Source organism: Pantoea sp. CFSAN033090, assembly GCF_001264395.1.
GTDB classification, from domain to species: Bacteria; Pseudomonadota; Gammaproteobacteria; order Enterobacterales; family Enterobacteriaceae; genus Pantoea; species Pantoea agglomerans.
On the sequence record NZ_LGYX01000029.1, the window covers coordinates 20,549 to 46,369 of the forward strand.

Consider the following 25,821-nt stretch of genomic DNA (forward strand, 5'->3'; position numbering starts at 1 on the left):
GGCGAGGATGCAAGCGCTATATAGTTACAACATACTGAAAGGGTTGTACTCACAATCGTGCGGCCTGCATAGCTATCCAGTCAAAATGGCATCACGCATTTTGGCTTATCACAGAACATGTTATAAAAACGGTTCGCCTGCTAACCAGGAGATTGCCTGTGAATCAGAACAACAAACCCGGCATCGCCGCCATTATTACCCTGGGCTGGGTGCAGATCCTGTCATGGGGCGGGTCGTTCTACCTGATGGCGGTGATGGCGAATCCGATTGCGGCTGAGACAGGCTGGTCACAGCAGTGGATTTATGGCGCACTCTCGACCGGGATTCTGGTATCGGGCCTGTTGTCACCGCTGGCAGGCAGGATTATCGCCCGCACCGGTGGCCGCCTGTTGCTGGCACTAAGTGGCATGGTGATGGCGGTGGGGCTGGTGATCATGGCTTATAGCCACTCTCTGCCGCTGTTTCTGTTTGCCTGGGTAATTATTGGCATCGGCATGGCGATGGGCCTTTATGACGCACTGTTTGCCACACTCGGCACCTGCTATGGCGGTCAGGCGCGTGCAGCGATCACCGGTATCACCCTGATATCTGGCTTCTGCACCACGCTGGTCTGGCCGGGAACGGCATTGTTAATCCACGGATTCGGCTGGCGAAACGCGTCGCTGATTATTGCGGCACTGATGGTCGTCTGCGTGCTGCCCGCCTATCTGTTTGCCTTACCCGACAGTCATGCTAAGCGGCCGGTGAAGCGACTGAGTCCGCAGTCTGGCACGGCGGAGATTGCGCCTGCGCTGTTCTGGCTGCTGTGTGCCATTTTTACCCTGGCGTCCGTGATCATGACGGCTATTTCCGTGCAGCTTATCGCCTTGTTGCAGGCCAGTGGCCATACGCTGACCTCGGCGCTGGCGATCAGCGCCGTACTTGGCCCGTGTCAGGTAGGATCCCGACTCGTCGATATCGCCTTTAAACGCAGTCATCCCATCCGTACCACCTTTTTTTCCGTTGGACTGGTGGCACTGGGCTTGCTGTTGCTGGCACTGTTTCCGCAGATGGCGTTGCTGAGCATGGTGTTGTATGGCGCAGGAAATGGCTTACGTGCCATCGTGCGGGGAACTTTACCGCTGGCGATGGTCAAACCAGAGTCCTATGCGATTGTGGTGGGTAAAATGGCCCGCCCGGCGTTGATGGGGCAGGCACTGACGCCGCTGATAGGTGGATATGTGTTTGAAAAGATGGGAGCAACGGCGACGCTGTGGTTGCTTTGCGCCCTGGCAATCTTTAACGTGGTACTGGTTATTGCGCTGAAGCAGCGATTACCGGCGACATCGGCCACCACGGCATAACGGAACGGTTCTCCTTGCTGCGCAGGAAGAGGGCCGTTAGCAGGCTAAGCACCTTGTGCTATCGGGCCTCAGCCTTTGGTGAATACGTGCCTTGTCACCGCCGGTTTGCTTCAAAAAAGCAACAGTGTTTGTTATATTTATTGCTCATTGATTGTTCACTTATGCGGCAATAAAACAATAAGATGCACCGCAACTCAGGATAAAGAAATGCTTGATTACCGCTTCCCGACAGCTTTGCAAATGGTTCTGAGCGTAGCGATGGCGGAGCAAATGGGAAAACGCTCTACCAGCGCGATTCTGGCCTACGGGCTGGAAGCGAATCCCAGTTTCATACGAAAATTAATGGTCCCGCTGACCCGTGACGGCATTATCGTCTCTACGCTGGGCCGTACCGGTTCGATTCATCTGGGCCGTCCTGCTGCGGAAATTACCCTGCGGGATATCTATGTCTCCGTGATCGAAGACAAAAAAATCTGGGCCGCGCGTCCCGACGTCGCGCCACGCTGTCTGGTCAGTGCCAACCTCTGCTGGTACTTCAAGTCGATAGCCGATGAAGCCGAGCAGGCGTCGCTGGATGTGCTGGCAAAACGCACCGTGGCAGACGCACTGAACGAACTGAAGAAACGCGACACCAGCAACTGCACCGCCGTGCCGGAACCTGAACCCGAAGAGATTGATGATCTCTGCAAAAAAAGCCGCTGATTAGCGGCTTTTTTTATGCCTGCTGGTCACTAACTTCCTGCCTCAAATCTGCCATAAGCCAATAACTCACTTTCCTGGGGTCGGTTATCACGCTGAACCTGATCAATCATTTGAAAATTCAGTATCCATCACAACATTAATGTTGTATTGATTATCACCAATGTTATTCTTGCTGTTATACACAGCGAGGGAACGCGATGAAGTACAGTGAATTCAGACGCTGGCTCATTCAGCAGGGCGCTATTTTGACTAAGCACCGCAGTGGAAGCAGCCATTTCAAGGTCTTCCTGGGCGACAGGCAATCCATTTTTCCGGATCACGGAGCAAAAGAAATGCCTGAAGGTACGCGCAGAAAAATTTTAAATGATCTGGGCCTGTGAGCCCGATCAGAGAGGTAACTCTATGTTTAATTATGCCGTCAGATTAACTCATGACGCCAAAACCGATACCTATGAGGTCTCGTGTCGTGATTTGCCGTTACTGCATTCCGTCGGTGACACCGTTGAGGAAGCACTTGCAGAAGCCGAAGATGGACTGGTGACGGCAATCTCTCTCGAGATGGATACGCGTCGTCCGATTCCGGTTGCCAGTAAACCGCTGGAAGGAGAGTACATTGTCTCTGTGCCTGTACTGGTGGCAATGAAAGCGGCACTTTACAACGCAATGATTGAAACCGGCACCCGTAAAGTCGATCTGGCACGTCAGCTGGGCGTGAATGGCCCACAGGTTGATCGACTACTGGATGTAGAGCACTCATCGAAAGTCGAAAATGTGGAGCTGGCGCTGGCTCAGCTGGGACGCAAAGCCCGGATTGAAATTCGTACCTGATCATCTGCCCGCAAGCAGAACGCTGGAGGTCAAAGATGAGTAATAATTCAGATCTGGCTAATGTCGCCGGGCAACCCACCGTGATCACCTATGTTCCTGAACTCAACATGTTCCGTGGGCGCTTTACTGGCCTGTCAGGCTACTGTGATTTTGTCTCTGACAGCGTACAGGGGCTGTACAAAGAGGGCGAGATTTCGCTGCGCGAATACCTGGAAGATTGTGCAGCCTCCGGCATTAATCCCTATGCTGAGCAGGAAAAAATTAAGACCTTTACGCTGCGCTATCCTGAATCGCTGGGAGAGCGCCTGTCTCAGGCTGCTGCGCAAAATGAAACCTCGCTGAATGCGTTTATCATTGAAACGCTGAATGAAAGATTGAAGCGGCGCTAACCTGCAAGGCAGAATCTGCCGGCATCTGTGAATCACAGGCAAAAAAAGGGGCGATCATATGGTCGCCCCTTTTAACTTTTACGGTTTACGCCGTCACGGACGATGCACTACCTGACCGGCGCGTCACCAGCTTGCGCAGGGCGACGTAGAACACCGGCGTCAGGAACAGGCCGAACAGCGTCACGCCGAGCATGCCGGAGAAGACCGTAATACCGGTAACGCCGCGGACCTCTGCACCCGCGCCTTCACCCAGAATCAGCGGTATTGTACCGGCGATAAAGGCGATGGAGGTCATTACAATCGGACGCAGACGCAGGCGACACGCTTCCAGCGCCGCTTCCACAATCCCTTTGCCCTGAATCTCCAGCTCCCGCGCAAACTCGACGATCAGAATCGCGTTCTTACAGGCGAGCCCCATCAGCACCACCAGTCCGACCTGCACGAAGACGTTGTTGTCACCGCCAGTCAGCCAGACGCCAAACAGCGCAGAGAGCATGGTCATCGGCACAATCAGGATCACCGCCAGCGGCAGCGTCCAGCTCTCATACAGCGCGGCCAGCACCAGGAACGCCAGCAACACGGCCATCGGGAAGACAATCAGCGCGGTATTGCCCTGCGTTGACTGCTGATAACTCAGATCGGTCCACTCGATGTTCATGCCGTTTGGCAATAGCTGACCGGACATCGCTTCCAGCTGACTCATCGCCTGCGCCGAGGAGAGCACGCGTGGGTCGGCATCACCAATCAAATCCGCCGCCGGATAGCCGTTATAGCGGATCACCGGGTCGGGACCGTAGGTGGTGGTAATGTTGACCATGCTGCCAATCGGCACCATCTCACCACGATCGTTTCGGGTACGCAGGTTAGCGATATCTTCGATGCTGTCGCGGAAATCCCCGTCAGCCTGCGCCATCACCCGCCAGGTGCGGCCAAAGCGGTTAAAGTCATTCACATACGACGAGCCAAGATAGGTCTGGAGCGTGCTGAACAGCGCGGTCAGCGATACTCCCTGCGCTTTGGCTTTATCCCGGTCTACCTTCACATCAAGCTGCGGAACGTTGGCCTGATAAGAGGAGATGGGGAAGTGCATCCCTGGCGTCTGCATGATGCTGCCCGACAGCGTATTAATCGCCGTCTGCAGTGCGCCATAACCCAGACCCGCCCGGTCCTGCACATAGAGCGAATAGCCCGAGCCCTGGCCCAGTCCCAGAATCGGCGGTGGCATAATCGAGAAGCCAAAGCCCTGCTGGATTTGCGCGATCTTCGCATTGATCTCAGCGTTGATCTCCGCCGCCGTATGTTTGCGCTCATTAAACGGCTTCAGACCGAAGAACACCGTGCCGCTGTTCGGCGTATTGGTGAACTGCAATGCATTCAGGCCAGGGAACGCTACCGCATAGGCGACGCCTTCGGTCTGCATACCGATTTCGCTCATCTTACGAATCACTGCATCCGTGCGCGCCAGAGAGGAACCTTCCGGCATCTTCACGCCACCAATCAGGTAGAGCTTATCCTGCGTCGGAATAAATCCACCCGGCACGGTGTGGAACATAAATCCGGCACCTGCCAGCAGCAGAATATAGACGCCAAACACGGCGCCACGGCGACGCAGCGTACGGCCCACCAGCGATTCATAACCATGGGCACTGCGCTGGAAGAAGCGGTTAAACGGCCGGAACAGCCAGCCAAACAGCGCATCAATGATCCGCGTCAGCCGGTCTTTCGGCGCGTTATGATCTTTCAGCAGCATCGCCGCCAGCGCAGGCGAGAGCGTCAGCGAGTTAATGGCAGAGATCACTGTAGAGATGGCGATGGTAGTGGCGAACTGCTTGTAGAACTGCCCGGTGACGCCAGAGAGAAACGCCATCGGCACAAACACCGCGCACAGCACCAGCGCAATGGCGATGATCGGCCCGGAGACCTCACGCATCGCCTGATGTGCAGCGGCGCGCGGCGACAGCCCCATCTCAATGTTACGTTCGACGTTCTCCACCACCACAATGGCGTCATCCACCACGATACCAATCGCCAGCACCAGCCCGAACAGGCTCAGCGTATTCAGCGAGAAGCCAAGCAGATAGAGCACGCTAAAGGTACCGACTATCGAAACCGGCACCGCCAGCAGGGGAATGATCGAGGCACGCCAGGTCTGGAGGAACAGAATCACCACCAGCACGACCAGAATGACCGCTTCCAGCAGGGTCTGCACCACGGCTTTAATGGAGTCGCGGACAAACACCGTCGGATCGTAAGGCGCGGCCCATTTCACGTCGTTGGGGAAGCGGGTCGCCAGCTCATCCATTTTGGCGCGAACCGCATTGGAGAGGTCGATGGCGTTGGCGCCAGGCGCCTGGAAGATGCCGATACCAACCGCATCTTTGTTATTCAGCTGCGAGCGCAGGGCATAGCTGCCCGAGCCCATCTCAATCCGCGCCACATCACGCAGCCGCACCAGCGAACCATCTTCCGAGGTTTTCAGGATGATATCGCCAAACTGCTGCTCGCTCTCCAGTCGTCCCTGGGTGTTGATTGACAGCAGAAAATCGCTCTGTTTTTTCAGCGGCTCGGCACCCAGCTGACCGGCAGAGACCTGCACGTTCTGCTCCTGCATCGCCGTTACCACGTCAGAGGCGGTCAGACCACGCGCCGCCACTTTATTGGGATCAAGCCAGACGCGCATCGCATACTCGCCTGCGCCAGAAAATCTGGATCTGCCCCACACCCGGCAGGCGGGCCAGCTCATCTTTTACCTTGAGGGTGGCGTAGTTACGCAGGTAGAGCGAATCGTAGGTATTGTTCGGTGAGAACATGTGGACGACCAGCGTCAGGGTCGGCGACATCTTCTGGGTGGTGATCCCCAGCCGACGCACATCTTCCGGCAGACGGGCTTCCGCCTGCGCTACGCGGTTCTGCACCTGCACCTGCGCCTGATCAGGATCGGTGCCTGGACGGAAGGTGACGGTGGTCACCAGCACGCCGTCAGAACCGGCCACTGACTTCATGTACATCATGTTTTCGACGCCGTTGATTGCCTCTTCCAGCGGCGTCGCCACGGAATCCGCAATCACTTTCGGGTTAGCGCCTGGATACTCGGCGCGCACCTGCACGCTGGGTGGCACCACGTCGGGATATTCACTGACTGGCAGCAGCGGGATGGCAATCACCCCGGTCACAAAAATCAGGATCGACAGCACCGCAGCAAAAATGGGCCGGTCGATAAAAAAGCGGGAAAAGTCCATATCGGCCTCGGGTTATTGAGCGGCTGCCGCACGCATGGCGACCGGCTGAGCAGTGACCGGCATGCCGGGCATAAATACTTTTTGCAGACCGGCGATGATGACCTTGTCGCCGGATTGCAGACCCGATTTAACGATGCGCAAACCATCCACCATCGCGCCAGGCTGGATATCGCGCCGCTGCGCTTTACCTTCGCCATCCACCACGTAGACATATTTGCGATCCTGGTCGGTCAATACCGCTTTATCATCGATCAGCACCGCCTCGAACTGCGCGCTGCCGGGCAGACGCACGCGGGCAAACAGGCCAGGCGTAAACTGACGCTGTTGATTGTCGAGCAGGGCGCGCATACGAATGGTGCCGGTGCTGGCGGTCAGCTGGTTATCCAGAAAGTCAATTTTGCCCTGGTGCGGGAAACCCTGTTCGCCGACCAGCGCAATCTCAACCGGCAGCGCATGGCGCTGCTGGCCCTGACGCGCCATCGCCTGATAGTTAAGGAAGGTGTTCTCATCGACATCGAAATAGACATACATCTGCTGCTGCGACACCAGCGTGGTTAACACACTGGCGCTGTCGCCGGCGGTCACCAGGTTACCGGCGGTGATCATCGCCCGGCTGGCGCGGCCATCAATCGGCGCGGTAACGCGGGTGAAGTCGAGGTTCAGCTGCGCCATATCGACCGCGGCCTCTGCGGCCAGCACATCCGCCTGCGCCTGACTGGCGGCAGAACGACGCTGCTCCCACGCTTCGCGGGAAATCGCCTGCGTGCCGATCAGCTTCTCGCTGCGGCCCGATTCGCTGCGGGCCAGACTCGCCTGACTGCGCGCCCGGGCCAGTTCCGCTTTGGCCTGCTCCAGCGCCGCGCGGTAACTCCGGTCATCAATGGTAAACAGTACCTGACCTTTTCTGACCTCATCGCCTTCACGATAGTTAACGGCATCAATGTAGCCAGAGACGCGCGGACGCAACTGCACGCTCTGCACCGCTTCAACCCGGCCATTGAAATTGTCCCATTGACTGACCGGTTTGATCAGCACGGGTGCGGCACTCACTTCAGGCGGCGGGGGAGCGGCGTTTTGCGCCACACCTTTATCGCAGCCGCTCAGTTGCGTGATGAGCAGTACCATCCCTAAGAGGGTTAAACCCTGACGAACCCGGTTCGTAATCATTGTTGTTATTCCGCGATAGATATAAACAGGCGGCCTGCAGGCCAATATTTGCAACTTTTAAGATTGCAATTAATCGCGGTGAGTGTAGGCTTGCGTGGCTGGCAACTGCAAGAATAACAGATACACTTTATGTGCGGTTTAGGGCAGGGCGATGAAAGCCTGAACAACTTAGCTAAAACCACACAAATAGTGCGGCATTTAATGTACTAATAAAACTTGCATTAAATGGCATAGTCAGCCACCCTTAAGTGTAACTGCAACTGATACTAATACTTTTCGCCACGGCGACAGGAGAGACTGGAATGATGAGTGATGCTTTTATTCACGATTTAATCGACTGGATTGATAACAACATCGAAGCACGTCTGGATCTGGATACCGTTTCAGAGCGCGCGGGCTACTCCAAATGGCACCTGCAGCGCATGTTTAAAGAGCACACCGGTTATCCACTGGGTGAATACATCCGGGTTAAGAAGCTGAAGAAATCAGCCGACCGCCTGACCAGCACTGATGAACCAATTCTTAATGTGGCTATCTCGTTAGGTTTCGACTCCCAGCAATCCTTTAACCGCAGCTTCAAACGCCAGTATGGCGTCGCGCCGGGTGCATGGCGTCGGCACAGCGGGGATTCGCACGCAGCATAACCTCGCCAGGGCCAGCTTGTCTGGCCCGCGCTTTTCTCTGCGCGCAAAACTGGTATCATCTGCGTCCTGTCGTCACGGATGCCATCATGTCAAAAAAACTCTGGATTGGACTTTTTCTCGTCCTCGCGGCCTGTTTCTACGGCCTTAAACCCTATCTGAATTCCGTTTCAGCCCCTGCCCAGGCGGATATCGCCACCCTGACTGACGCCCATACCGTGGCGCGCTGGGTGCTGCAGCATCAGCAACTGCCGGACTACTACCTCACCAAAAACGACGCGCGCAAGCGTGGCTGGAATCCGGCTAAAGGCAACCTGTGTGACGTGTTGCCAGGCAGAGCCATCGGCGGCGATCGCTTTACGAACCGTGAGAAGCGTCTGCCCGGGCGTGCGGGCCGTCAGTGGTATGAAGCGGATGTGAATTATCGCTGCGGGCATCGCGATGCCGATCGCCTGGTCTACTCCTCTGACGGGCTGGTGTTTCTCTCCACCGATCACTACCGCAGTTTCAGGCAGGTGCCCTGATCATGCTTAATCTGACCTTTGACCTGCGTCAGCTCACCACGCGCGCGGCGTTTTATCAGCAGTTTGCTGAGCAGAGCGGCTGTCCGCAGACCTTCGGACATAATCTGGATGCGTTATGGGACTGGCTGACGGGCGGGATGGCGCTGCCTGCGACAATGTGGTTGCAGCACTATGCCGCGCATCAGGCCGATTTAGCGCCGGTGCTGGCGCTGCTGGAAGAGGCGGCGCAGTCGCTGGAGGGCGAACTGCGCCTGATCATTGATTAAGCGCGTAGCGGCTTGAGCAGCGCAACCAGCGCTTCACGGGCTGCCAGCGGCAGATCGCCGCCGCCAGTGTAACCATTGTTCTCAATGATGACCTGGTTCAGCCCCACCAGCCAGTCGTAGATATAGTAGGCCGTGTGGTTGGCCGGGGCGGCAGAGAGTCTGGTCAGACGCTGGCCGGAACTGAAGCTGACGCTGGGAGCCGGAGGCCGCGAGAAAATCACCTGACCCCGGTTAACGCGGCTGGCAGGGCGTTCATTTTCAGGACGCTGTAAAAAGCCGAGCCAGGCCACAAAATCCCCCAGCACCGTCATCGCCCGCGTCACCTGACGATCCGCGCGTGATTCATGGCTGACGCTCTGCGTATCGGGCTCATGCAGCGCCTGCTGCAGCTTTTGCGCGATATCGGTGCGGAACCCGGCCGTGATCAGCTCTTCAACCAGCCACTCCATCGTTGGCTTATCCACGTTCAGCAACGCCAGCAGGCTGCGGTTTTCCGGCAGCTGACGCAGATGATCCAGCCACAGCAGCAGCACCTGACGCGGATACTGCTGCGCGCTCTGCAGACTCTGACGCGGCTGAACCGGCGCTTCAGCCGGGCTCTCACTGAACAGGTCAAATTCAAACCCGATACCGAACTGATTTTCCGGGGCCTGAATACTGGCCGGTTTGCTGCCTTGTAAGGCGGACTGATTGAGCCACAGCTGACGCAGCGCCTCACGCGGCGGCTGCAGGCGTTCCAGCAGCTCGCCATGCAGGCCGGTCCGATGCTGTAAACACTTCAGTAGCGTATCGGCGATATTCTGTTTGCGTGCCGCCTGTTCCGGGCTGGCACCCGCTTCGGTCCAGGGCAGCAGACGCCGCTCCACCACGGTATGCTGAATCTGCGCCAGTTGAGCCAGCAGCATGTCGCGGCGCGCTTCCGGCTGCATCTCATCCTGCAACCAGCTCGCCATGCGGTCGACGCCCGCGCGATCCAGTGCCAGCATCGACCCCCAGTGCTGACCGGGCTGTCCCATCTGACGCTGCACCGCTTCATCCACATTGACCTGCTGATGGCGGGCATCGAAAGGGGTAATCGCCCAGATCAGGCGCGGTTTCTCTGCAGATTCCTGTGCGGGCTGCTGACGCTGCCATTCGCGCAGCGTTTCGCTGGCGAGGTCGGCATCCTGACGCTGGCTGGCTGCGGTACAGACCAGCAGCAGATCAATTGCCTGACGCGCGGCGTAAAAACCGGGCAGCAGGGCACGTTTCTGTTCCAGCAGTTGGGCACGCAGCGGATCCTGCTGCTGCAGGCGCTGACGATCTTCCTGGGTTGCCGCGTCACCGGACTGGCCTGGCGCGGGCAGTTCCAGCATATCAGCATCATCATAGAGCGCGGTTCGCGGTGTGGAACTTAGCGGGACCAGCACTTCCAGCGTCAGCAGCGCCAGTAATCCCAGCGGCACGTTCTGCGCCTTACCGATGCGGTTACCATTCAGCGGGCAGACTTCCACCAGCTGCTGCTGATCCTGCTCACTGGCCGGAACAATCAGCTGCTCGGCCGGCAGCAGTGATGTGTCGGTCAGCAGGCTCAGCGGGGCGAGCACCCGGCTGCTGTTACGCAGCTGGTGACGCAGATGCAGCAGGGTGCGCAGCATCTCATTCAGTTCAGGCTGACCAGGCCACAGCAGTGAAAAAAGCTGTACCCGGTCGTCAACGCTGAGCCAGGGCGCCAGCTCAACCGCCTGCGGCCAGAAATGACGATCAAGCCGCGCATCGTGGTGCGCACGGCGACGGCACCAGGACCAGAGTGTTACCAGCGCATCGCCTTCCAGACCCGCCAGCGGCGTGGCGAGACGATGACGCTGCAGGCGCTGCAGTGCGCTGTCGATCTGTGCGGTATCGGGCGTTGTCGCGCCGGCACAGGCGACCATCAGCCGTACGATCTCCGCTTCACTCAGCAGCATCAGTTCAACCGGCCACTCGTTTGAGAGCGGCTCGCGCTGATGGCTGAAACGGGTGGCGGTAGCAAAATCGAGGTTGCCGGGATTGATATGCTGAAACCAGTTCAGTAGTTTATCACCCATGCGGGTCACTAACTGGCCCTGTGCATCGGCCACCATTTCGTTCAGCAGCCAGGCCTTACCCGCCTGCGACTGGCCAAACAGCGCCAGCGTCACCGGACGCGCCACCTGCTGCGCCAGCGCCTGAGTCTGCACGCGCGCCTGGCGCAGTTGCAGCGTCAGGGTTTCTGCTTCCAGCGCCAGACGCGGCGACTGCTCACGGCTGCTCTCAATCCAGGCCAGACTGTTATTCAGGGCGTCCTGCAACAGGCCAAGACGTTTTGCCAGCGTTTGCGGCTGACGGGGTTTCAGGGCTTTCATCGTTTACACACGCTCCCGCTGTCAATCCAGTATTGCGCATTGGCATTGCCGGTCGCCGACAGGGTATTCAGCTTAAGACTCAACTGCTCCAGCGGCACGCGGGTGCCATCATCCAGACGGGCATCGCTCAGCACCAGACTTTCCGGGCCGGACGCGTCGGGTCCGGCTTTTACCGCCAGCCGGATGCGCAGCACGCTCTCACCGGCCACTTTACGCGCCAGGGTGGCGTCGTTCAGCGTCAGGCTATAGAGCGGCGAGGCGGGCCAGCGATCGTTATCAAGCTGGCGGAAGCCGAGACAGACGTTGCCGCGAATACGGAAACTGCGCTTTTTATCCAGCACATAGCCGGGATCGTCGAGGTCAATTTCGCTGTAGCAGAGGTTCTCGTCCGTCAGCGCCTGGTTTTCGTCGAGCATGCCAAGATAGCGAATCGTCGAGTAGGGTTCAAAATCGCCTGCGCGGAACCAGAAGCTGCTGAGGCGCAGATCCAGCGCCAGCAGGCAGAGCATCGCGCCGACCGCCGCGGTCGATTTCGGGTTGTCGATGCGGCCATGTTTGTTAAACGGATACCAGTCGCTGGTGTGATAGCCTTCCAGCGACAGTATACGGCTGCCCGGCAGCGGTTGCAGATGACGCACCAGCGCCTGAATGCCCGGGAAGCGCGACGGGCGACCGGTCAGCAGCAGCACGTCACACTGATAGAGCGACACCACTTCACACATTGAACGCAGCGCCGGGATAATCGCCATCCGGTGCTGCATAAATTCACCGTGCAGCTGTGACAGGCTCACCACCAGCGGTACCTGCAGCAGGTCAAAGCGGCTGTTACCGCCCAGCTCGCGCTGAATCTCGCCGTTGACGAAGGCCAGTACCGCTTCGCCCGGCGGCTGATCGACCAGCTCGCCAAACAGTGCGTTGATCTCCGCGTGGCTCTCCAGCGGATCCCAGTTTTCGTAGCGTTCCAGTACCGCCTGCGCCAGCGGAATAAACAGTTGTAAGGTGATCTGCTGACGCAGCGTGGCCTGACCGTCCATGCGGCTGTCGTGACCAAACAGCTTGTTCATCAGCGGTTCCGCCAGCGTCAGGCCCGCTTTCTGCAGATGCTGCTGCAGCGCCGGTAAAATCCACAGCTGAATCACATCCAGCAGGATATCGTCGCCCGCGACTTTAAAGCCTTCGCGGAACAGCAGTCGCGGCGTGATTTTGACGTTGTTGCCCTGACCATCATCCAGACGATACTGGGTGATGGCGAGGTCAGTAGTGCCGCCGCCGATATCAATCGAGGCGATGCGCAGGCTCTTGCCTGGCAGTTCGTCAGCATCGCGCGGGCGATCCGGACGGGCCATGCTGCTGAAAAAGTCTTCGGCACGACCGGCAAAGTTGACCTGGGTTTCATTAAACAGCCAGACCATCTGACCACAGGTCGCTTCATCCCACTCCATCTGCACATCCGGCAGCGGTTTCGGGTTCTGACGTGGCAGTGATGGTGAAAGGTCATCTTCGTCAGCCAGCCAGCCTTCCGCTTTCCAGACCAGCGCCAGCGCTTCCTGCATCCGGCGGCGGAAAATTTCACGCTCCGGCTTCGGCATCGCTGACGGCAGCGTCAGGATCACATGGCGCAGCTGACGTGGCGCGTGGCTCTGTGGCATCCGCTGACGCTGTGCCGCGCTGTTCATCTGCATCAGCGCCTGAGCCAGCAGCTCACACAGCATAAAGGTCATCAGCGAACTGCGGCTGTAGTGCGGAGAAAAGACCGGCAGACGATCGTCCGGTGCCAGCGTCGAGAGCGGCTGGCCTTCGTCGTTGAGCAGGGTGGTAAAGGGCGCGGCATAGGCCAGCGGTTCAGCCTGTTCGCCGGGCGTGTTAAAACGCCAGCCTGGCTGATAGCGCGCCTCATCCCACAGATAACGACGCGGGCTGGAGAGGCCGGTGCTGCCTTCCAGTCCCACACGCTGCAGTGCCAGACGGCTCGCTTCACGGCCGACGCGCGTCAGAGAAGGCCACATAAAGGCCTGCTCACGACCGCTCTCCAGCGAGAAGTTCGCTTTGCCAAAACGGGTCTCGGCAAACTCCAGACGGCTATCAAACAGCTCGTTGTAAACCTGATGCGGCTGCGACAGATCGCGCAGCTGCAGCTCATAGGTCTGCTTCAGGCCGTTGCTCTCTTCCGGGTGATCTTCCACCAGAATGCCGCAGGTATGGGAGTTACCGACATCCAGAATGATATCGACGTTGACCGCCGGGGTCTGCAGCGTGGCGGCCTGAATATGGATCTCGCTGAGGTCGAGCTGTTCGCCCAGCAGCTCCAGCAGATTGAGGTAGTGCGCCTGATACTCAAACTCGCGCAGCGCCTGATTAATCGCCTGTTCGCGGCGATCGGAGACGCGGTCGGTAAAGGATTCGCGCAGCCAGCCGTCAACCCAGGTCAGGTCAAGAAAATCACCCAGCTCGTAGTTGTGCCAGGCGAGCGCAAAAGTCACACCGTTCTGAGCATCAGCCGTGCTGAGGCCGAGCTGTTCACCGCCATCCTGTTCCGCCACGCAGCGGGTATCAAAGGCCAGGCTGACGCGATGGGTATTGCCTGCTGCATCGGGCGCGGGCAGCGCAACCAGACGCATCCGCGCCCAGTTTTCAGGACCGCCGATAAAACGACGTCCGCTGGCACAGCGCAGCATCGGCAGCGGCAGCCAGCAGGCTGACAGCAGAGAGAGCGAGTCCGCCAGCGCGATATCAGACTCCGGGCGCACCACTTCCGCAGCGCCGCCATCTTCCGGATAGAGCAGGAACTTACCGCTGTTGCCATCGACGTTCAGGCGCAGCAGCGGGCCGTTGGCGGTCTGGCGCACAAACTGGCGGCGCGCAGGGGTATCTGAGAGTTGCAGGCCGAAATCCAGAAACTGCACGCCGCTGTTTTCAATCAGCGAAATTTTTTGTTTGTCATCGATCAGGGGAGCCAGCATCGTTATTTACTCTCACGCTTAATCGTCATCGGGAAGACCCGGTCATCAGCATACTGCGCTTCACACACTGCGGCACCGATACTCGCATGGCAGACCAGCAGCGGCATACGGTAGCGCGAATTGTTCTGGCACTTCGCCGTGTAGCGGCTCTCAATCACCAGGTTACCGGCGCTGGTCATGGCCGCGCTGACATCCGCTTTACAGGTGGTATTGCCCTGGGCGATCTGCACGCTGCCTTTGCCGTTTTTAAACTGGAAGCGCATCACTGGAGGCTTACCGGTTGGCGTCGGCATCTGGTCGATAGTGACACGCCAGCGGCCATCAATCACCCTAACCTGGCCATCGCGCACCGCATCCGGCGTCACGATCAGGTCATCGGGTTTGGCCGGAACCGGCGCCGTCACCGTTGTGGCAAGGGTAGCAGATGCGTCTGCCGGTGCGGTATCGGTGGTGGTGTTGGCCGGTTTCTGCGGCTGCGATTCAGGGAGTTTTTCCGGTGCTGCCTGCTCTGCAGGTGGCGTGACAGACGGTGTCGCCGCAACCGGTGCCGGAGTCGCAGCAGGGGCCGGAGTGGATACCGTCGCCGGGGCTGACGCTGGCTTCGCAGTGGCAACCGGTGTTTTTACGGGTTCAGAACGATGCAGCAACACGGCCACCGTCACGGCAGCAGCAATCGCCACCGGCGGTAACAGATACCAGACGCGGAAACGGCGGCGAGCCGCTACAGGCGTCGCCGGCTGAGCTTCAACGGGTGCCGCAACCGGCAGCGGTTCAGCCACAGGTTCAGGTTCGGGCTCAGTGATTATCTCTGGTTCAGCGATGACCGGCGCGGCAGGCAGCTCAGGCAGCGGTTCAACCAGCGCCACTGGCAGGTTCTCTTCCAGCGTGTCACGCAGGCAGGCCAGCGCGTCATCGCGGCTGCGCGCCTGGGCATCGACAAAGCCCCAGAAGGTGATGACCGGTTTGCCATCAACCAGATAGACATACTGCTGGTCGGGGAATTGCAGGGTTTTGCTCAGCAGCGCACCAAACAGCCGCATTGATGGGTTCTCAGCTGCGCGCGCGCGCGTACTGAGATCCTGCATATCCTGCTGACAGGCGGTGAGCTGTTGCAGCGCCGCGCGACGTTCATGATCGCTGGCACCCAGCCAGGATTTGACCCGGCCGCTAAAAGGGGCATACCAGTCGAGGCGATCGCCCCGTTCATTGGCCTGAGGAATGGCCAGGCAATCTGCCAGTGCGCTCTGACGGCGCAGGCGCAGGGTTTCACGAATTTGCAATGCTGAGGCGTAGACCGGCTGGCCATTTTCACCTAACGCCAGAACTGCATCTAAATTACCGCTGCGCAGAAAAGTTTTTGCCACCTGTTGGGCCCTTATCGGTCGTTGTCTGAGGCAGAAAATCGCGTGTTATCGACGATTGGGTTGATTTTACGCGGGGCAATGACAAATCAAACGGCAGAAAAAGGGGGTAAATCCACTGTTTTTTTCACCGGCTGACGGAAAAACCACCGCTATTTCAGAGAGTATGACGCAATCAGCCGGATTTGCGCACCAGCAGCAGGTGGGCGATGACGCCGCCCGCCAGTCCCCAGAAGGCCGGACCAATGCCCAGCAGCGAAACGCCGGATGCGGTGATCAGAAAGGTGATCAGCGCGCTGTCGCGTTCGGCAGGCAGATCCAGTGCGCGGTGGAGGCTGCCACCCAGTGTGGCAAGGAGTGCCAGACCCGCCAGCGCCTCAATCAGCACCGCAGGCAGGGCACTGAACAGCACGGCGATCAGCGCACCGGACGCGCCCGCCAGCAGATAGAAGATCCCCGCCAGCGCCGCCGCGCGCCAGCGTTGCTGAGGATTTGGGTCGACCTCATCGCTCATGCAGATGGCCGCCGTAATCGCCGCCACGCAGACCGAAAAACCCCCTAACGGCGACAGCAGCAGCGCAATTAATCCGGTCCAGCTCATCAGTGAAGAGACGGGTGGACGGTAGCCGTGCGCCTGTAGCGTGGCGATGCCGGGGGCGTTCTGCGACGCCATCGTCACCAGGAAATAGGGCACGCCGATCCCCAGCAGCGTGGTGAGGGTAAAGTGCGGCATCACGACTTCCGGCATTGCCAGCCTAATCGGCTGCGGCGGAAAGTGGATGGCGTGCTGTGCCAGCGCGACGGCAAAACCTACCAGCAGCGTGACCAGAATTGCATAGCGGGCCAGCCAGCGGCGGGCCAGCAGCCAGGCCAGGCACATGCTGCCGCACAGTACAAAGTTACTTTGCAAATCGGCAAAGGTCTGCAGCCCGAAGCGCAGCAGAATACCTGCCAGCATCGCCGCTGCCAGTGAGGCGGGAATGTAGTTCATCAGCCGGGCAAACAGGCCGGTGACGCCGCACAATACGATCAGCAGATTGGCGAAAACAAAGACGCCTACCGCCTCATTCAGCGAAATGCCGTGAAAACTGGTCGCCAGCAGCGCAGCGCCGGGCGTTGACCAGGCAGCCAGCACCGGCATGCGGTAGCGCAGTGACAGGCCCAGCGAGGCGATCCCCAGCGCGATGCCCAGCACCGACAGCCAGCCGCCAATCTGCGCGGGCGTGGCGCCCGCCGCCTGAAACATCTGATAGATAATCGCGCCACTGCTGCTGTAGCCCACCAGCACAGCCACGAAGCCGGAGACCAGCATCGGCAGGGTAAAACGGGGAGGTTCCGCTCTCGTCATGGTCAGACTCTTTATGAGGTTGTGCGTTATAGCGCACATGGTCGCATGATGCGCTATAACGCACAAGTGTTACACTATTGCCATAACGTCACTCACCAGGATGACGAGAAAGCAGGAGAAAAAATGGCGGATTTTCAGCAACACCTGAGCAGCGCTCTCAGACAGTTGCGGCAGGCCAATGGCTGGAGCCTGACGCTGACGGCGGAGCGAACCGGCGTCAGTAAAGCGATGCTGGGCCAGATTGAGCGCGGCGAATCGAGTCCCACCGTGGCGACGCTGTGGAAGATTGCCACCGGTTTCAACGTTCCCTTTTCCTTTTTTATCGACGGCAGCGTGTTGCCTTCAGGCGCCGCGCCTGCATTCAGTCAGCCCAATGCCGACATGTCGGTACGGTCGCTGCTGCCTTACGATCCGCAACTGCGTTTTGATCTGCTGGCGGTGGAGTTGGCAGCGGGCGCGCAGAGTCATTCTTCGCCCCATGAAGCGGGCTGTGTGGAGCAGGTGGTGGTCATCGAGGGCGAACTATTGCTGGGCGTCGGTGACCTCTGGCGACGTCTGCTCGCCGGGGAGGCGTTCCAGTTCAGGGCCGATGTGCTGCACAGCTACCGTAACCCGCTCAGCACGCCGCTGCGCTTCCACAGTCTGATCCACTATCTGCAGCGCCCGGACGTTACAAATTGATACCTGAGCAAACTACACAGTTTACCTTCGTATCTTTATACTTTCGCTTATCGATGGAGACGTGTAATGAGCGATCTGACTGAATCCGCTGCAATGCTGCGCATGCTGGTGGGCAAGCTGGGCCGCCGGTTGCGCGAGTCAGCACCGCCTGGTGAATTGACCTGGTCTCAGGTCGCGGTGCTGGGTCATCTGGTTCGCGATGGGGCGATGACGGTAACGCAACTAGCGGCGGCCGAGGGCGTACGCACCCAGTCAATGGGCGCGACCGTCGCCGGGTTACTGGCGGCGGAACTGGTGACGGGCGAGCCGGATCCCCATGATGGCCGTAAAACCCGCTATCTTCCCACGACGTCCAGCCTGGCGGTGATTACGTCGAGTCGCGCGATGCGCGATGACTGGCTGGTCCGGACGCTGGAAGCGCGACTGAGTCCGGCAGAACAGCAGCAACTGACCGACGTTCTCCCTCTGCTGCAACGACTCACTGACTATTAAATCTGAGGATTCAACATGGCTGTAACCACACTTGATGCAAAAACTGCGCTGATTGTTATCGACCTGCAACATGGCATTGTGGCGCTGCCGCTGGTTCATGAACCGCAGCCGGTGATCGAACGCTGTGCCGGACTGGCTGAGGCGTTTCGCGAGCACGATCTGCCGGTTGTGCTGGTTAACGTGGCTGGTGGGGCGCCGGGCCGCAATGAGCAGGCACGTCACAGCGGCGAATTGCCCGCCGACTGGGCCACGCTGGTTCCGGCGATGACCCCACAGCAAAATGACCTTACGGTCACCAAGAAAACCTGGGGTGCGTTTCACGCCACGGCGTTGCACGATGAGCTGCAAAAGCGCGGCATTACTCAGGTAGTGATTTGTGGTATCGCGACCAGCATCGGCGTGGAATCCACCGCACGACAGGCGTATGAGCTGGGTTACAACGTCACGCTGGCGACCGATGCGATGACCGATCTCAACCTGGATACGCACAACAATAGCGTGAACCTGATCTTCCCGCGCCTGGGTGAAACCGGCAGCTGTGAGGATATTAAGGCGCAGCTGAATTCGCGCGACTGATTGGCGTGTGACGTTAAGCGTCGGGCCACCGCGACGGTGGCCCGTTGAGGGCAGCCACAGCTCTTATCAAAAAACTGCGCCACGTTTCTCCCCAGGGGGCCGGACGAAACTCTTCACCAGCAATCGCTGACATAATGACATTCAAATCATCATCCTCATTCTGAAGCAGGATGTTTATTTCATTCCGCGCTTCGATAACAGGCATGTCATGATCAATATAGCTCTGAAGCATTTCTTCGAGGGTATTGCCAAAGTCGTCATGGTGGCAGCTTAAAAATACTCTTAACATGCCGGTTAGCGCCGGGTATTGTTTCTCGGGTTTATCACCCCATCCACGGATAAGACGTGAGAACATAGTAAGGTTTCCCGTTATAAGTTTGCTTAAGCAGCACCACTCGCACAGAGTAACAGGTTTCTTTTGCCGCTTTACCCTGCCTGAATCCATAACCCACAGCAGCCCTGCTACGATATACCAGTTCCAGAGGACTGGCGTTATTCCCCCAGTTCGCCCAATGAATGATCCGTAGTCGGTTAGCTTTCAGGGCTGAGCTGATCGCTTTTTCTGCAATCTGAACTGAATAATATGATGATACTGAGTGCATATTTGGGCTGAGGGCCAGCCTGGCGAGTAAATCATTATCAGAAATTGCGACGTGCTTAGCAATGGTGTGGCCGCCAGCCCTGACTGAGCTGACAGCCTCATGCTCAGTAATTTTAAACGTACCCGCCCGGACGTATACAACACGGGCTGCACTAACAGTAAGTCCAAAGGCAGCTGGAACACCCACATCTATGGCCAGACCGATATTCCATGCTGCTGTGTCGTCAGCGCCAAATTTCTTTGCGAGAGCAACAGCCGTCTGGTAGGTGGCAGTTCGGGTATTCTGGCCGGTCAGCACCCGGTTAGCTGCAGCATTAATGCTATCCATACTGTGAGCACCAACGACAATACATGCTGCCTTGATTATCCCGGTGGGTTCGGGAGCCATACACAATGCGGTTGCACCAGCCAACTCCAGACTACCCATGAGCAGGTCAAGACCACCCATAAGACGGTTGCTCATTCCCTCGGATTCAGTAACTGACTTATCGGAAAGCACCGCAGCAAGATGTACCGGAGACATTGCAATTTGTAGCTCGTTGTCCATAACAATCAATCCTTAAAAGAAATTCAATTCGCGCGCCTGATTCGCGTGTGAAGGTAATATCCGGGCCACCACAGCCGTGGCCCGAATTGTTTTAGCGGAAGGCGTAACCCAGCGTTAAACCGACGCTGTAATTGCGGCCCGGCGCGGATTCGAAATAGCGACCATTACTCTCATTCACAATCACTGAACCCACATAGTGCCGGTCAAACAGGTTATCGACCCGGCCAAACAGATCCAGTGTCCAGTTCTCAACCAGCCACTTATAGCCACTGTTAACCGCTGCCACGGTGTAGGACGGGGTGTTCACGCTGTTCTGATCTTCAGCGGCGATCTGGCTCAGATAACGCACCTCACTGCCTGCATAAAAGCCCTGTTCAGGCAGGTAACCGAGTCCGGCGTAAGCCATGTTACGGGCGATGCCGGGAATGCGGTTGCCGTCACAGCTGTCACTACCGCAGGCGTTGCTGCGATAGCGCGCATCCAGCAGGGTGTAGGCCATCTTCAGCCGCCAGTCCCAGGCAAACTGCTGATCCAGGCTTAACTCCAGACCGCGACGGCGGGTCTGACCGGCATTTTTATAGGTAGTGCGTCCGCCACTGCTGGCATCCGCCACAATCTCATCCTGGGTATCGGTCTGGAACAAAGCCGCGCTGATCAGGCCATTGCCGATGCGTTTCTTGCTGCCAATCTCCAGCGTATCGCTGGTGGCCGGTTTCAGCCCCAGATTCAGACCGGTCGCGCCGTCTGAACGGTAAGAGAGCTCATTAATGGTCGGGGTTTCAAAGCCGCGACCGGCGGAGATCCACGCGTTCCAGCCTGGGTCAAAGGCATACTTCAGTGCCGCAGCGGGCAGCCATTTGTGATAGCGCGCATCACCGCTGTCGTCGCCGTTACCGGGCTGAATATAGAAGTCATTAGAGTCAAAGTTAACGGTGCTGAACCGCACACCCGCATCCAGCGACAGCTTATCGGTCAGTTGCCAGGCGGTCTGCAGATAGGGATCGAGCGTCCACATCAGGTTGCGCTCGTTGCGGCGAAGATTGCCCTGTTCGCCCAGTTGCGTCACCCCGTTGCTGACCGTGAAGTTTTCATAGCCCTTGCGGCGCTCGGTCATGGTTTCGTAGTCGAGTCCGCCGGTCAGCGCCACCGGAATAGACAGCAGCGTGTCGCGATGGGTCCAGCGGGTATCGACGCCCTGATAGTGGCGGGTCAGGGCGATCACGCCACCGGGATGAGACGGGTTGCGCTGCACGGCTGCGGGGATCGACTGGAACTGGGTAGTTTCGCGCATGCCCGCATAGAGCATCACGCTGAGGTCGTCATTTTCACTCATCTGGCGCTGATAACGCAGGCCGCCCTGAGTCTGATCGACAGTCTTACGGGTGTTATAAAGCGGGACGTTGCTGACCACCTGACGTGGATTCTCACGCCACTGCGTCTCGGTTAAGCCGCCGGGATCCTGCGCGTCAATGTGAACGCTGTTAAACAGCAGCGTCAGGGTGCTGACATCATCAATACGCACGCCCAGTCGGGCGTTGCCGAGGTTCTTCTGCGCAGCGCTGTGATCACGATAGCCGTGAGTGGTGAAGCGTGAGGCGGAGACGGTGTAGTTAACATCCCCGGCATGGCTGCCGTCACCGGTCGCACCGCTGGCTTTCACGCTGTTGCGCCAGCTGCCGTAACTGCCATACCAGCTGCTGGCTTCAAGCGTGGTCGGCTGTTGTCCTTGCTGGGTAGTGACATTGATTACGCCACCCGAAGCGTTGCCATACAGCGCAGAAAACGGGCCGCGCAGTACCTCAACATGATCAATCGAGCCGATATCGATATTGGAGGTCTGCGCCTGACCATCCGGCATGGTGGCCGGGATGCCATCCACATAGATGCGCAGCCCGCGTACGCCGTAGGTTGAGCGGGAGCCAAAGCCACGCATCGACAGCTGCAGGTCCTGTGCGTAATTTTGCCTGTTCTGGATCTGCAGACCCGGCACGCTGCTGAGGTTTTCCGACAGGTTAACGCGCGGTGCTGCCTGGCGCATATCGTCGCCACTGACCACGCTCAGGGCCGCAGGCGTATCGAGTTCGTTAAGGCCCGTTTCCGGCGGTGCAGCCGTGACGACCAGGGTATTGTCATTATCCGCCGCCAGCAGCGGCAGTGGCAAAATGGCAGGCAACATCAACAGCGTCGCCTGGCGCATAGAGATTATTTTCATTATATGTGGCCTGAAAAAAGAGAGGATATGAACCAGGTGGAACAATTTCCGCATATGGTAAGGGTTTGATGCGCTGGGGTACATCGTTTCGGGCTGGATTTTTTCTCTGTTTACCGCCAGGCTGGAATCCATCTTTTGCAGTGATATGGCGTCCGATTCACCCGGATGCAGACAAAAAAACTCACGGGAGTCAGCATGAAACAACCTGAAGTGGCGGTTCTGGGATTAGGCGCAATGGGGCACGCATTTGCCGCAAACCTGCTGAAAAAAGGCTTTCACGTTCATGGCTGGAACCGCACCCGCGCGCGCGGCGAAGATCTGCTGGATGCGGGTTTGCAGCTGGCTGACTCGCCAGCTGAGGCGGTGCGTGAAGCAGATGTCGTGATCGCCATGCTGTCTGATGGCGACACCACTGAGCAGGTGCTGCATCAGGTCAAAGAGGCGTTTAAGCAGGGCGCGACGCTCTGCCAGATGGGCACCATCGGCGTAGAAAAAACCGACGCGCTGATCGCCTTTTTCGCAGAAAAACGCCCCGATTTGTTACTGATCGATGCGCCAGTCTCCGGCACCAAAGCGCCAGCAGAGAATGCGCAGATTCTGGTGCTGGCCAGCGGCGATCAGAGCCGGGCGCAGGCCGCAGAAGCGGTGTTTGCTGCCATCAGTAAAGGCACTCAGTGGCTGGGCGAGGCGGGAAAAAGCACCCGGATGAAGCTGGTGATCAACAGCTGGCTGATTGGCATGATGCAAAGCCTGGCGGAGAGTACCCGGCTGGCAGAGCAGTTCGGCTTTTCCACCGACGATCTCTGGCAGGTGCTGGAGGGCGGTCCGCTGGCCGCACCGTATGCAAAAATGAAGCTCGGGATGATCGCCAGCGACGACTTCACGCCGCAGATGCATCTGGTCTGGGCGCTGAAAGATGCCCGCCTGGCGCTGGATGCCGCAGAGACGCCGCTGCCGGCGCTGGAGAATATCGCCCAGCTCTGGCAGCAGGCGGTGGAGGCCGGACACGGTGAAGAGGATCTGGCGGTGATCTACCGCTATCTGAAGGCGCAATGAGTCAGCAGCATTTTGACTTCAGCACGCGTCCGCTGGTGCCGCTGGCGCACGATTACCTGCACGGTGCCAGCGAACCCTGGCACCAGCACGCCTGTGCCCAGCTGATCCACACCCTGAGCGGCGTGGTACGGGTAGAGACGGAGTATGGCAGCTGGATTGTGCCGCCGAGTCGCGGCGTCTGGCTGCCCGCATTTACCCGTCATGCGCTGCAGATTACCGGCAGTGTGGCGGCGCGCACGCTGTTTATCGATCCGCTGGCGCGCGCCGATCTGCCCGCCAGTTGTCAGGTGGTGCAAATCTCACCGCTGCTGCGCGAGCTGATTGTCACGGCGCTGAGCCTGCCAGAGCGTTACGCCGCAGGCAGTCGGGCCGAGCGGGTGATGGAGTTGATTCTGGATGAAATCCGCGGCATGGATGTGCTGCCCTTTGCGCTGCCAACGCCCGACAGTCCCCGTTTACAGGCGCTGTGCGAGCTTATTCAGCAGACGCCCGGTGAGAGCTGGACGCTGCTGCGGGCCAGCGCCCACCTGAATGTCTCGGGCCGCACTCTGGCCCGCCATTTTATGCGTGAAACCGGCCTGCAGTTCAGCGACTGGGTGCGGCGCGCCCGACTGGCTATCGCCCTGACGCGACTGGCTCAGGGCGACTCCGTGCTGCGGGTGGCGCTGGAACTGGGCTATGAAAGCCCCAGCGCGTTTAGTGCGATGTTTCGTCGTCTGCTGGGCGTCTCTCCGACTGACTATTTTCCGCCTGCAGAAACTGGCCTGCCGCGCTGAGCAGCGCCTGCAGGGCGGCGCGGGCGGTGTCATTGTCGATACTCACTCCCCAGGCTCGCGCGCCACGGGCATCCACGCAGCTGATATAGGCCACCGAGCGGCTGTCACTGCGTCGTCCCAGCGTATGCTCATGATAGTCCTCAATGGTCAGATGCAGATCAAACGCGCTGCGCAGGGCATTGACCGCCGCCGACAGCCAGCCGTTGCCGCTGCCGGTCAGCATCAGCGATTGCGTCTGATACACCACGCTGGCGCTAATCTGCGTCTGCCCGCCGCTGTCACTCTGGCTGTCAGCCCGCTGTAAGGCCACCGCGGGCTGCGTTACGCCATACTGGCGGCAGAAGAGCTGCCACAGCGCGTAGTGCGTCATCTCTCCGCCGTGCCGGTCAGTCTCCTGCTGAACACAGCGGCTGAAATCCTGCTGCAGCGCTCGCGGCATTTGTAACCCGTGATTCTGCTCCAGCAGCCAGGCGGCCCCGCTTTTTCCCGACTGGCTGTTAACGCGGATAACCGCTTCATAGCTGCAGCCAATGTCAGCCGGGTCCAATGGCAGGTATGGCATCTGCCACTCTGTTTCCTGCTGTTCGGCGCGGATGGCGAACCCTTTTTTAATCGCATCCTGATGAGAACCAGAGAAGGCGGTGAAGACCAGCTCGCCCGCATAGGGATGGCGCGGATGAACCGGCAGCTGGTTGCAGCGGGTTACCACTTCAATCACCTCATGCATCTGGCTGAAATCGAGCTGGGGCGAAACGCCCTGGGTATAGAGATTCAGCGCCAGCGTCACCAGGTCCACATTGCCGGTGCGTTCACCGTTACCAAACAGACAGCCCTCGACCCGGTCAGCGCCTGCCAGCAGCGCCAGTTCTGCGCAGGCGACGCCAGTGCCGCGATCGTTGTGCGGATGCACGCTGATGCAGACGGCATCACGGCGGCTGAAGTGACGGCAGAAAAACTCAATCTGATCGGCATAAACGTTGGGGGTATTCACCTCTACCGTGGCAGGAAGGTTAATGATCATCGGGCGCTGGGCGTCCGGTTGCCAGACATCGGCTACCGCCTCGCAGATCTCCAGCACAAACTCCGGCTCGGTAAAGCAGAAGGTCTCTGGCGAATATTCAAAGGTCCAGTAGGTTTCCGGCTGCGCCTCGCATTCGGCGCGGATCTGCCGTGCACCAGCGGTGGCCAGCGCCACGATTTCCGCTTTGCTCTGCTTAAATACCCGCTCGCGAAACAGCGGCGCGGTGGCGTTATAGAGATGCACGATGGCGCGCGGGACGCCCTGCAGCGCCACAAACGTGCGGGCAATCAGGTCCTCACGCGCCTGAGTCAGCACCTGTAACGTCACATCCTCCGGGATACGCTGCTGCTCAATCAGGTCGCGGACGAAATCGAAATCGGTCTGCGACGCCGAGGGAAAGGCGACCTCGATCTCCCGGAACCCGCAGCGCAGCAGCAGATCCCAGAAGGCCATTTTGCGTTCCCGATCCATCGGTTCTGCCAGCGCCTGATTGCCGTCACGCAAATCGGTGGAGAGCCAGCGCGGCGCCTGGGTCAGCTGGCGTGAGGGCCACTGGCGATCGGGCAGGGTGATCAGCGGGGAGGGACGATATTTATCAGCGGGTCGGGTCAGCATAGGAGTCTCCTGTGGTTTTTTTACCAGTCTGCCGACACGCCTCCGGGTCCGCGCGCGCAGGGCTGACAACCTGACGCGCAAAAGTGACAATACCCTGCATGACCTGCATGACC

The 25,821-nt window shown here is 58.8% G+C and carries 22 protein-coding genes and 1 pseudogene; 13 read left to right on the top strand and 10 right to left on the bottom strand.

Annotated features, from left to right (window positions below):
* Positions 1-158 precede the first annotated feature (158 nt).
* The 5 genes from AFL22_RS20315 to AFL22_RS20335 all read left to right on the top strand — a co-directional run bounded on the left by AFL22_RS20315 (position 159) and on the right by AFL22_RS20335 (position 3,262).
* Positions 159-1,343 (top strand): MFS transporter, encoded by a 1,185-nt coding sequence (locus AFL22_RS20315; protein ID WP_052272064.1) that lies wholly within the window; start codon positions 159-161, stop codon positions 1,341-1,343.
* Between the two features lie 207 nt (positions 1,344-1,550).
* A complete protein-coding gene (locus AFL22_RS20320; RefSeq protein WP_010245324.1) occupies positions 1,551-2,045 on the top strand; it encodes an Rrf2 family transcriptional regulator in 495 nt (164 codons plus the stop codon).
* A 197-nt stretch (positions 2,046-2,242) separates the two neighbouring features.
* The gene (locus AFL22_RS20325; protein WP_052272065.1) at positions 2,243-2,425 is read left to right on the top strand and encodes a type II toxin-antitoxin system HicA family toxin; all 183 of its coding nucleotides are present in this window, start codon (positions 2,243-2,245) and stop codon (positions 2,423-2,425) included.
* A gap of 22 nt (positions 2,426-2,447) precedes the next feature.
* Positions 2,448-2,873: a type II toxin-antitoxin system HicB family antitoxin gene (locus AFL22_RS20330; protein WP_010245317.1), complete on the top strand. Its 426-nt coding sequence runs from the start codon at positions 2,448-2,450 to the stop codon at positions 2,871-2,873.
* Positions 2,874-2,908: 35 nt separating this feature from the next.
* Positions 2,909-3,262 carry a type II toxin-antitoxin system HicB family antitoxin gene (locus AFL22_RS20335; protein WP_052272066.1) on the top strand — a complete coding sequence of 118 codons (354 nt, stop codon included), beginning with the start codon at positions 2,909-2,911 and terminating at the stop codon, positions 3,260-3,262.
* Positions 3,263-3,347: 85 nt separating this feature from the next.
* On the opposite strand, the pseudogene oqxB reads toward AFL22_RS20335, so the two are convergent.
* Both oqxB and AFL22_RS20345 read right to left on the bottom strand, forming a co-directional pair.
* Positions 3,348-6,501 (bottom strand): annotated as a pseudogene (gene oqxB / locus AFL22_RS20340) (multidrug efflux RND transporter permease subunit OqxB).
* A 12-nt stretch (positions 6,502-6,513) separates the two neighbouring features.
* Complete coding sequence (locus AFL22_RS20345) at positions 6,514-7,668, bottom strand: efflux RND transporter periplasmic adaptor subunit (protein WP_010245312.1); 1,155 nt, start codon at positions 7,666-7,668, stop codon at positions 6,514-6,516.
* A 302-nt stretch (positions 7,669-7,970) separates the two neighbouring features.
* Here AFL22_RS20345 and AFL22_RS20350 point away from each other — a divergent pair, with 302 nt between their 5' ends.
* The 3 genes from AFL22_RS20350 (at position 7,971) to AFL22_RS20360 (ending at position 9,099) form a co-directional block, all read left to right on the top strand.
* The gene (locus AFL22_RS20350) at positions 7,971-8,312 is read left to right on the top strand and encodes a helix-turn-helix domain-containing protein (RefSeq protein ID WP_009090299.1); all 342 of its coding nucleotides are present in this window, start codon (positions 7,971-7,973) and stop codon (positions 8,310-8,312) included.
* Between the two features lie 86 nt (positions 8,313-8,398).
* Positions 8,399-8,833, top strand: a complete 435-nt coding sequence (locus AFL22_RS20355) for a ribonuclease domain-containing protein (protein WP_052272067.1) — start codon at positions 8,399-8,401, stop codon at positions 8,831-8,833.
* A gap of 2 nt (positions 8,834-8,835) precedes the next feature.
* Complete coding sequence (locus tag AFL22_RS20360; RefSeq protein WP_010670099.1) at positions 8,836-9,099, top strand: barstar family protein; 264 nt, start codon at positions 8,836-8,838, stop codon at positions 9,097-9,099.
* Here AFL22_RS20360 and AFL22_RS20365 read toward each other — a convergent pair.
* From AFL22_RS20365 to AFL22_RS20380, 4 genes are all read right to left on the bottom strand, one after another.
* Positions 9,096-11,462, bottom strand: coding sequence for a virulence factor SrfC family protein (locus AFL22_RS20365; RefSeq protein ID WP_052272068.1), 2,367 nt, complete (start codon positions 11,460-11,462; stop codon positions 9,096-9,098). The genes AFL22_RS20360 and AFL22_RS20365 overlap by 4 nt on opposite strands.
* The gene (locus AFL22_RS20370) at positions 11,459-14,422 is read right to left on the bottom strand and encodes a virulence factor SrfB (protein ID WP_052272069.1); all 2,964 of its coding nucleotides are present in this window, start codon (positions 14,420-14,422) and stop codon (positions 11,459-11,461) included. The genes AFL22_RS20365 and AFL22_RS20370 overlap by 4 nt, the downstream gene beginning before the upstream one ends.
* 2 nt (positions 14,423-14,424) lie before the next feature.
* The gene (locus tag AFL22_RS20375; RefSeq protein WP_052272070.1) at positions 14,425-15,786 is read right to left on the bottom strand and encodes an SrfA family protein; all 1,362 of its coding nucleotides are present in this window, start codon (positions 15,784-15,786) and stop codon (positions 14,425-14,427) included.
* Positions 15,787-15,958: 172 nt separating this feature from the next.
* Entirely contained in the window at positions 15,959-17,170 is a 1,212-nt protein-coding gene (locus AFL22_RS20380) for a benzoate/H(+) symporter BenE family transporter (protein WP_156311612.1), read from the bottom strand.
* Between the two features lie 84 nt (positions 17,171-17,254).
* Here AFL22_RS20380 and AFL22_RS20385 point away from each other — a divergent pair, with 84 nt between their 5' ends.
* The 3 genes from AFL22_RS20385 to AFL22_RS20395 all read left to right on the top strand — a co-directional run bounded on the left by AFL22_RS20385 (position 17,255) and on the right by AFL22_RS20395 (position 18,880).
* The gene (locus AFL22_RS20385) at positions 17,255-17,812 is read left to right on the top strand and encodes a helix-turn-helix domain-containing protein (protein ID WP_052272072.1); all 558 of its coding nucleotides are present in this window, start codon (positions 17,255-17,257) and stop codon (positions 17,810-17,812) included.
* A 66-nt stretch (positions 17,813-17,878) separates the two neighbouring features.
* Positions 17,879-18,304 carry a MarR family winged helix-turn-helix transcriptional regulator gene (locus AFL22_RS20390; protein WP_010245273.1) on the top strand — a complete coding sequence of 142 codons (426 nt, stop codon included), beginning with the start codon at positions 17,879-17,881 and terminating at the stop codon, positions 18,302-18,304.
* Positions 18,305-18,319: 15 nt separating this feature from the next.
* Positions 18,320-18,880 carry an isochorismatase family protein gene (locus tag AFL22_RS20395; protein ID WP_052272073.1) on the top strand — a complete coding sequence of 187 codons (561 nt, stop codon included), beginning with the start codon at positions 18,320-18,322 and terminating at the stop codon, positions 18,878-18,880.
* 13 nt (positions 18,881-18,893) lie between these two features.
* Here AFL22_RS20395 and AFL22_RS20400 read toward each other — a convergent pair whose 3' ends face one another.
* From AFL22_RS20400 to pqqU, 3 genes are all read right to left on the bottom strand, one after another.
* A complete protein-coding gene (locus AFL22_RS20400; RefSeq protein WP_010670106.1) occupies positions 18,894-19,235 on the bottom strand; it encodes a contact-dependent growth inhibition system immunity protein in 342 nt (113 codons plus the stop codon).
* Complete coding sequence (locus tag AFL22_RS20405; protein ID WP_052272074.1) at positions 19,204-20,028, bottom strand: RNase A-like domain-containing protein; 825 nt, start codon at positions 20,026-20,028, stop codon at positions 19,204-19,206. Before AFL22_RS20405 ends, AFL22_RS20400 begins: the two co-directional genes overlap by 32 nt.
* A 91-nt stretch (positions 20,029-20,119) precedes the next feature.
* Positions 20,120-22,240 carry a TonB-dependent receptor PqqU gene (gene pqqU, locus AFL22_RS20410; protein WP_197276794.1) on the bottom strand — a complete coding sequence of 707 codons (2,121 nt, stop codon included), beginning with the start codon at positions 22,238-22,240 and terminating at the stop codon, positions 20,120-20,122.
* Positions 22,241-22,405: 165 nt separating this feature from the next.
* Between pqqU and AFL22_RS20415 the strand changes: the two genes are divergently transcribed.
* Positions 22,406-23,296: an NAD(P)-dependent oxidoreductase gene (locus tag AFL22_RS20415; RefSeq protein WP_071785072.1), complete on the top strand. Its 891-nt coding sequence runs from the start codon at positions 22,406-22,408 to the stop codon at positions 23,294-23,296.
* The gene (locus AFL22_RS20420; protein ID WP_010245094.1) at positions 23,293-24,072 is read left to right on the top strand and encodes a helix-turn-helix transcriptional regulator; all 780 of its coding nucleotides are present in this window, start codon (positions 23,293-23,295) and stop codon (positions 24,070-24,072) included. The genes AFL22_RS20415 and AFL22_RS20420 overlap by 4 nt, the downstream gene beginning before the upstream one ends.
* On the opposite strand, the gene leuA is transcribed toward AFL22_RS20420, so the two are convergent.
* Complete coding sequence (gene leuA / locus AFL22_RS20425) at positions 23,993-25,708, bottom strand: 2-isopropylmalate synthase (protein ID WP_052272075.1); 1,716 nt, start codon at positions 25,706-25,708, stop codon at positions 23,993-23,995. The two genes, AFL22_RS20420 and leuA, sit on opposite strands and share 80 nt — an antisense overlap.
* Between the last annotated feature and the right edge of the window lie 113 nt (positions 25,709-25,821).

Bases quoted from the DNA above. Each gene is read 5' to 3' on its own strand.
- AFL22_RS20320 (WP_010245324.1), top strand. From the start codon at position 1,551: ATGCTTGATTACCGCTTCCCGACAGCTTTGCAAATGGTTCTGAGCGTA.
- AFL22_RS20325 (WP_052272065.1), top strand. From the start codon at position 2,243: ATGAAGTACAGTGAATTCAGACGCTGGCTCATTCAGCAGGGCGCTATT.
- AFL22_RS20330 (WP_010245317.1), top strand. From the start codon at position 2,448: ATGTTTAATTATGCCGTCAGATTAACTCATGACGCCAAAACCGATACC.
- AFL22_RS20335 (WP_052272066.1), top strand. From the start codon at position 2,909: ATGAGTAATAATTCAGATCTGGCTAATGTCGCCGGGCAACCCACCGTG.
- AFL22_RS20345 (WP_010245312.1), bottom strand. From the start codon at position 7,668: ATGATTACGAACCGGGTTCGTCAGGGTTTAACCCTCTTAGGGATGGTA.
- AFL22_RS20350 (WP_009090299.1), top strand. From the start codon at position 7,971: ATGATGAGTGATGCTTTTATTCACGATTTAATCGACTGGATTGATAAC.
- AFL22_RS20355 (WP_052272067.1), top strand. From the start codon at position 8,399: ATGTCAAAAAAACTCTGGATTGGACTTTTTCTCGTCCTCGCGGCCTGT.
- AFL22_RS20360 (WP_010670099.1), top strand. From the start codon at position 8,836: ATGCTTAATCTGACCTTTGACCTGCGTCAGCTCACCACGCGCGCGGCG.
- AFL22_RS20365 (WP_052272068.1), bottom strand. From the start codon at position 11,462: ATGAAAGCCCTGAAACCCCGTCAGCCGCAAACGCTGGCAAAACGTCTT.
- AFL22_RS20370 (WP_052272069.1), bottom strand. From the start codon at position 14,422: ATGCTGGCTCCCCTGATCGATGACAAACAAAAAATTTCGCTGATTGAA.
- AFL22_RS20380 (WP_156311612.1), bottom strand. From the start codon at position 17,170: ATGTGCGCTATAACGCACAACCTCATAAAGAGTCTGACCATGACGAGA.
- AFL22_RS20385 (WP_052272072.1), top strand. From the start codon at position 17,255: ATGGCGGATTTTCAGCAACACCTGAGCAGCGCTCTCAGACAGTTGCGG.
- AFL22_RS20390 (WP_010245273.1), top strand. From the start codon at position 17,879: ATGAGCGATCTGACTGAATCCGCTGCAATGCTGCGCATGCTGGTGGGC.
- AFL22_RS20395 (WP_052272073.1), top strand. From the start codon at position 18,320: ATGGCTGTAACCACACTTGATGCAAAAACTGCGCTGATTGTTATCGAC.
- AFL22_RS20400 (WP_010670106.1), bottom strand. From the start codon at position 19,235: ATGTTCTCACGTCTTATCCGTGGATGGGGTGATAAACCCGAGAAACAA.
- AFL22_RS20405 (WP_052272074.1), bottom strand. From the start codon at position 20,028: ATGGACAACGAGCTACAAATTGCAATGTCTCCGGTACATCTTGCTGCG.
- pqqU (WP_197276794.1), bottom strand. From the start codon at position 22,240: ATGAAAATAATCTCTATGCGCCAGGCGACGCTGTTGATGTTGCCTGCC.
- AFL22_RS20415 (WP_071785072.1), top strand. From the start codon at position 22,406: ATGCAGACAAAAAAACTCACGGGAGTCAGCATGAAACAACCTGAAGTG.
- AFL22_RS20420 (WP_010245094.1), top strand. From the start codon at position 23,293: ATGAGTCAGCAGCATTTTGACTTCAGCACGCGTCCGCTGGTGCCGCTG.
- leuA (WP_052272075.1), bottom strand. From the start codon at position 25,708: ATGCTGACCCGACCCGCTGATAAATATCGTCCCTCCCCGCTGATCACC.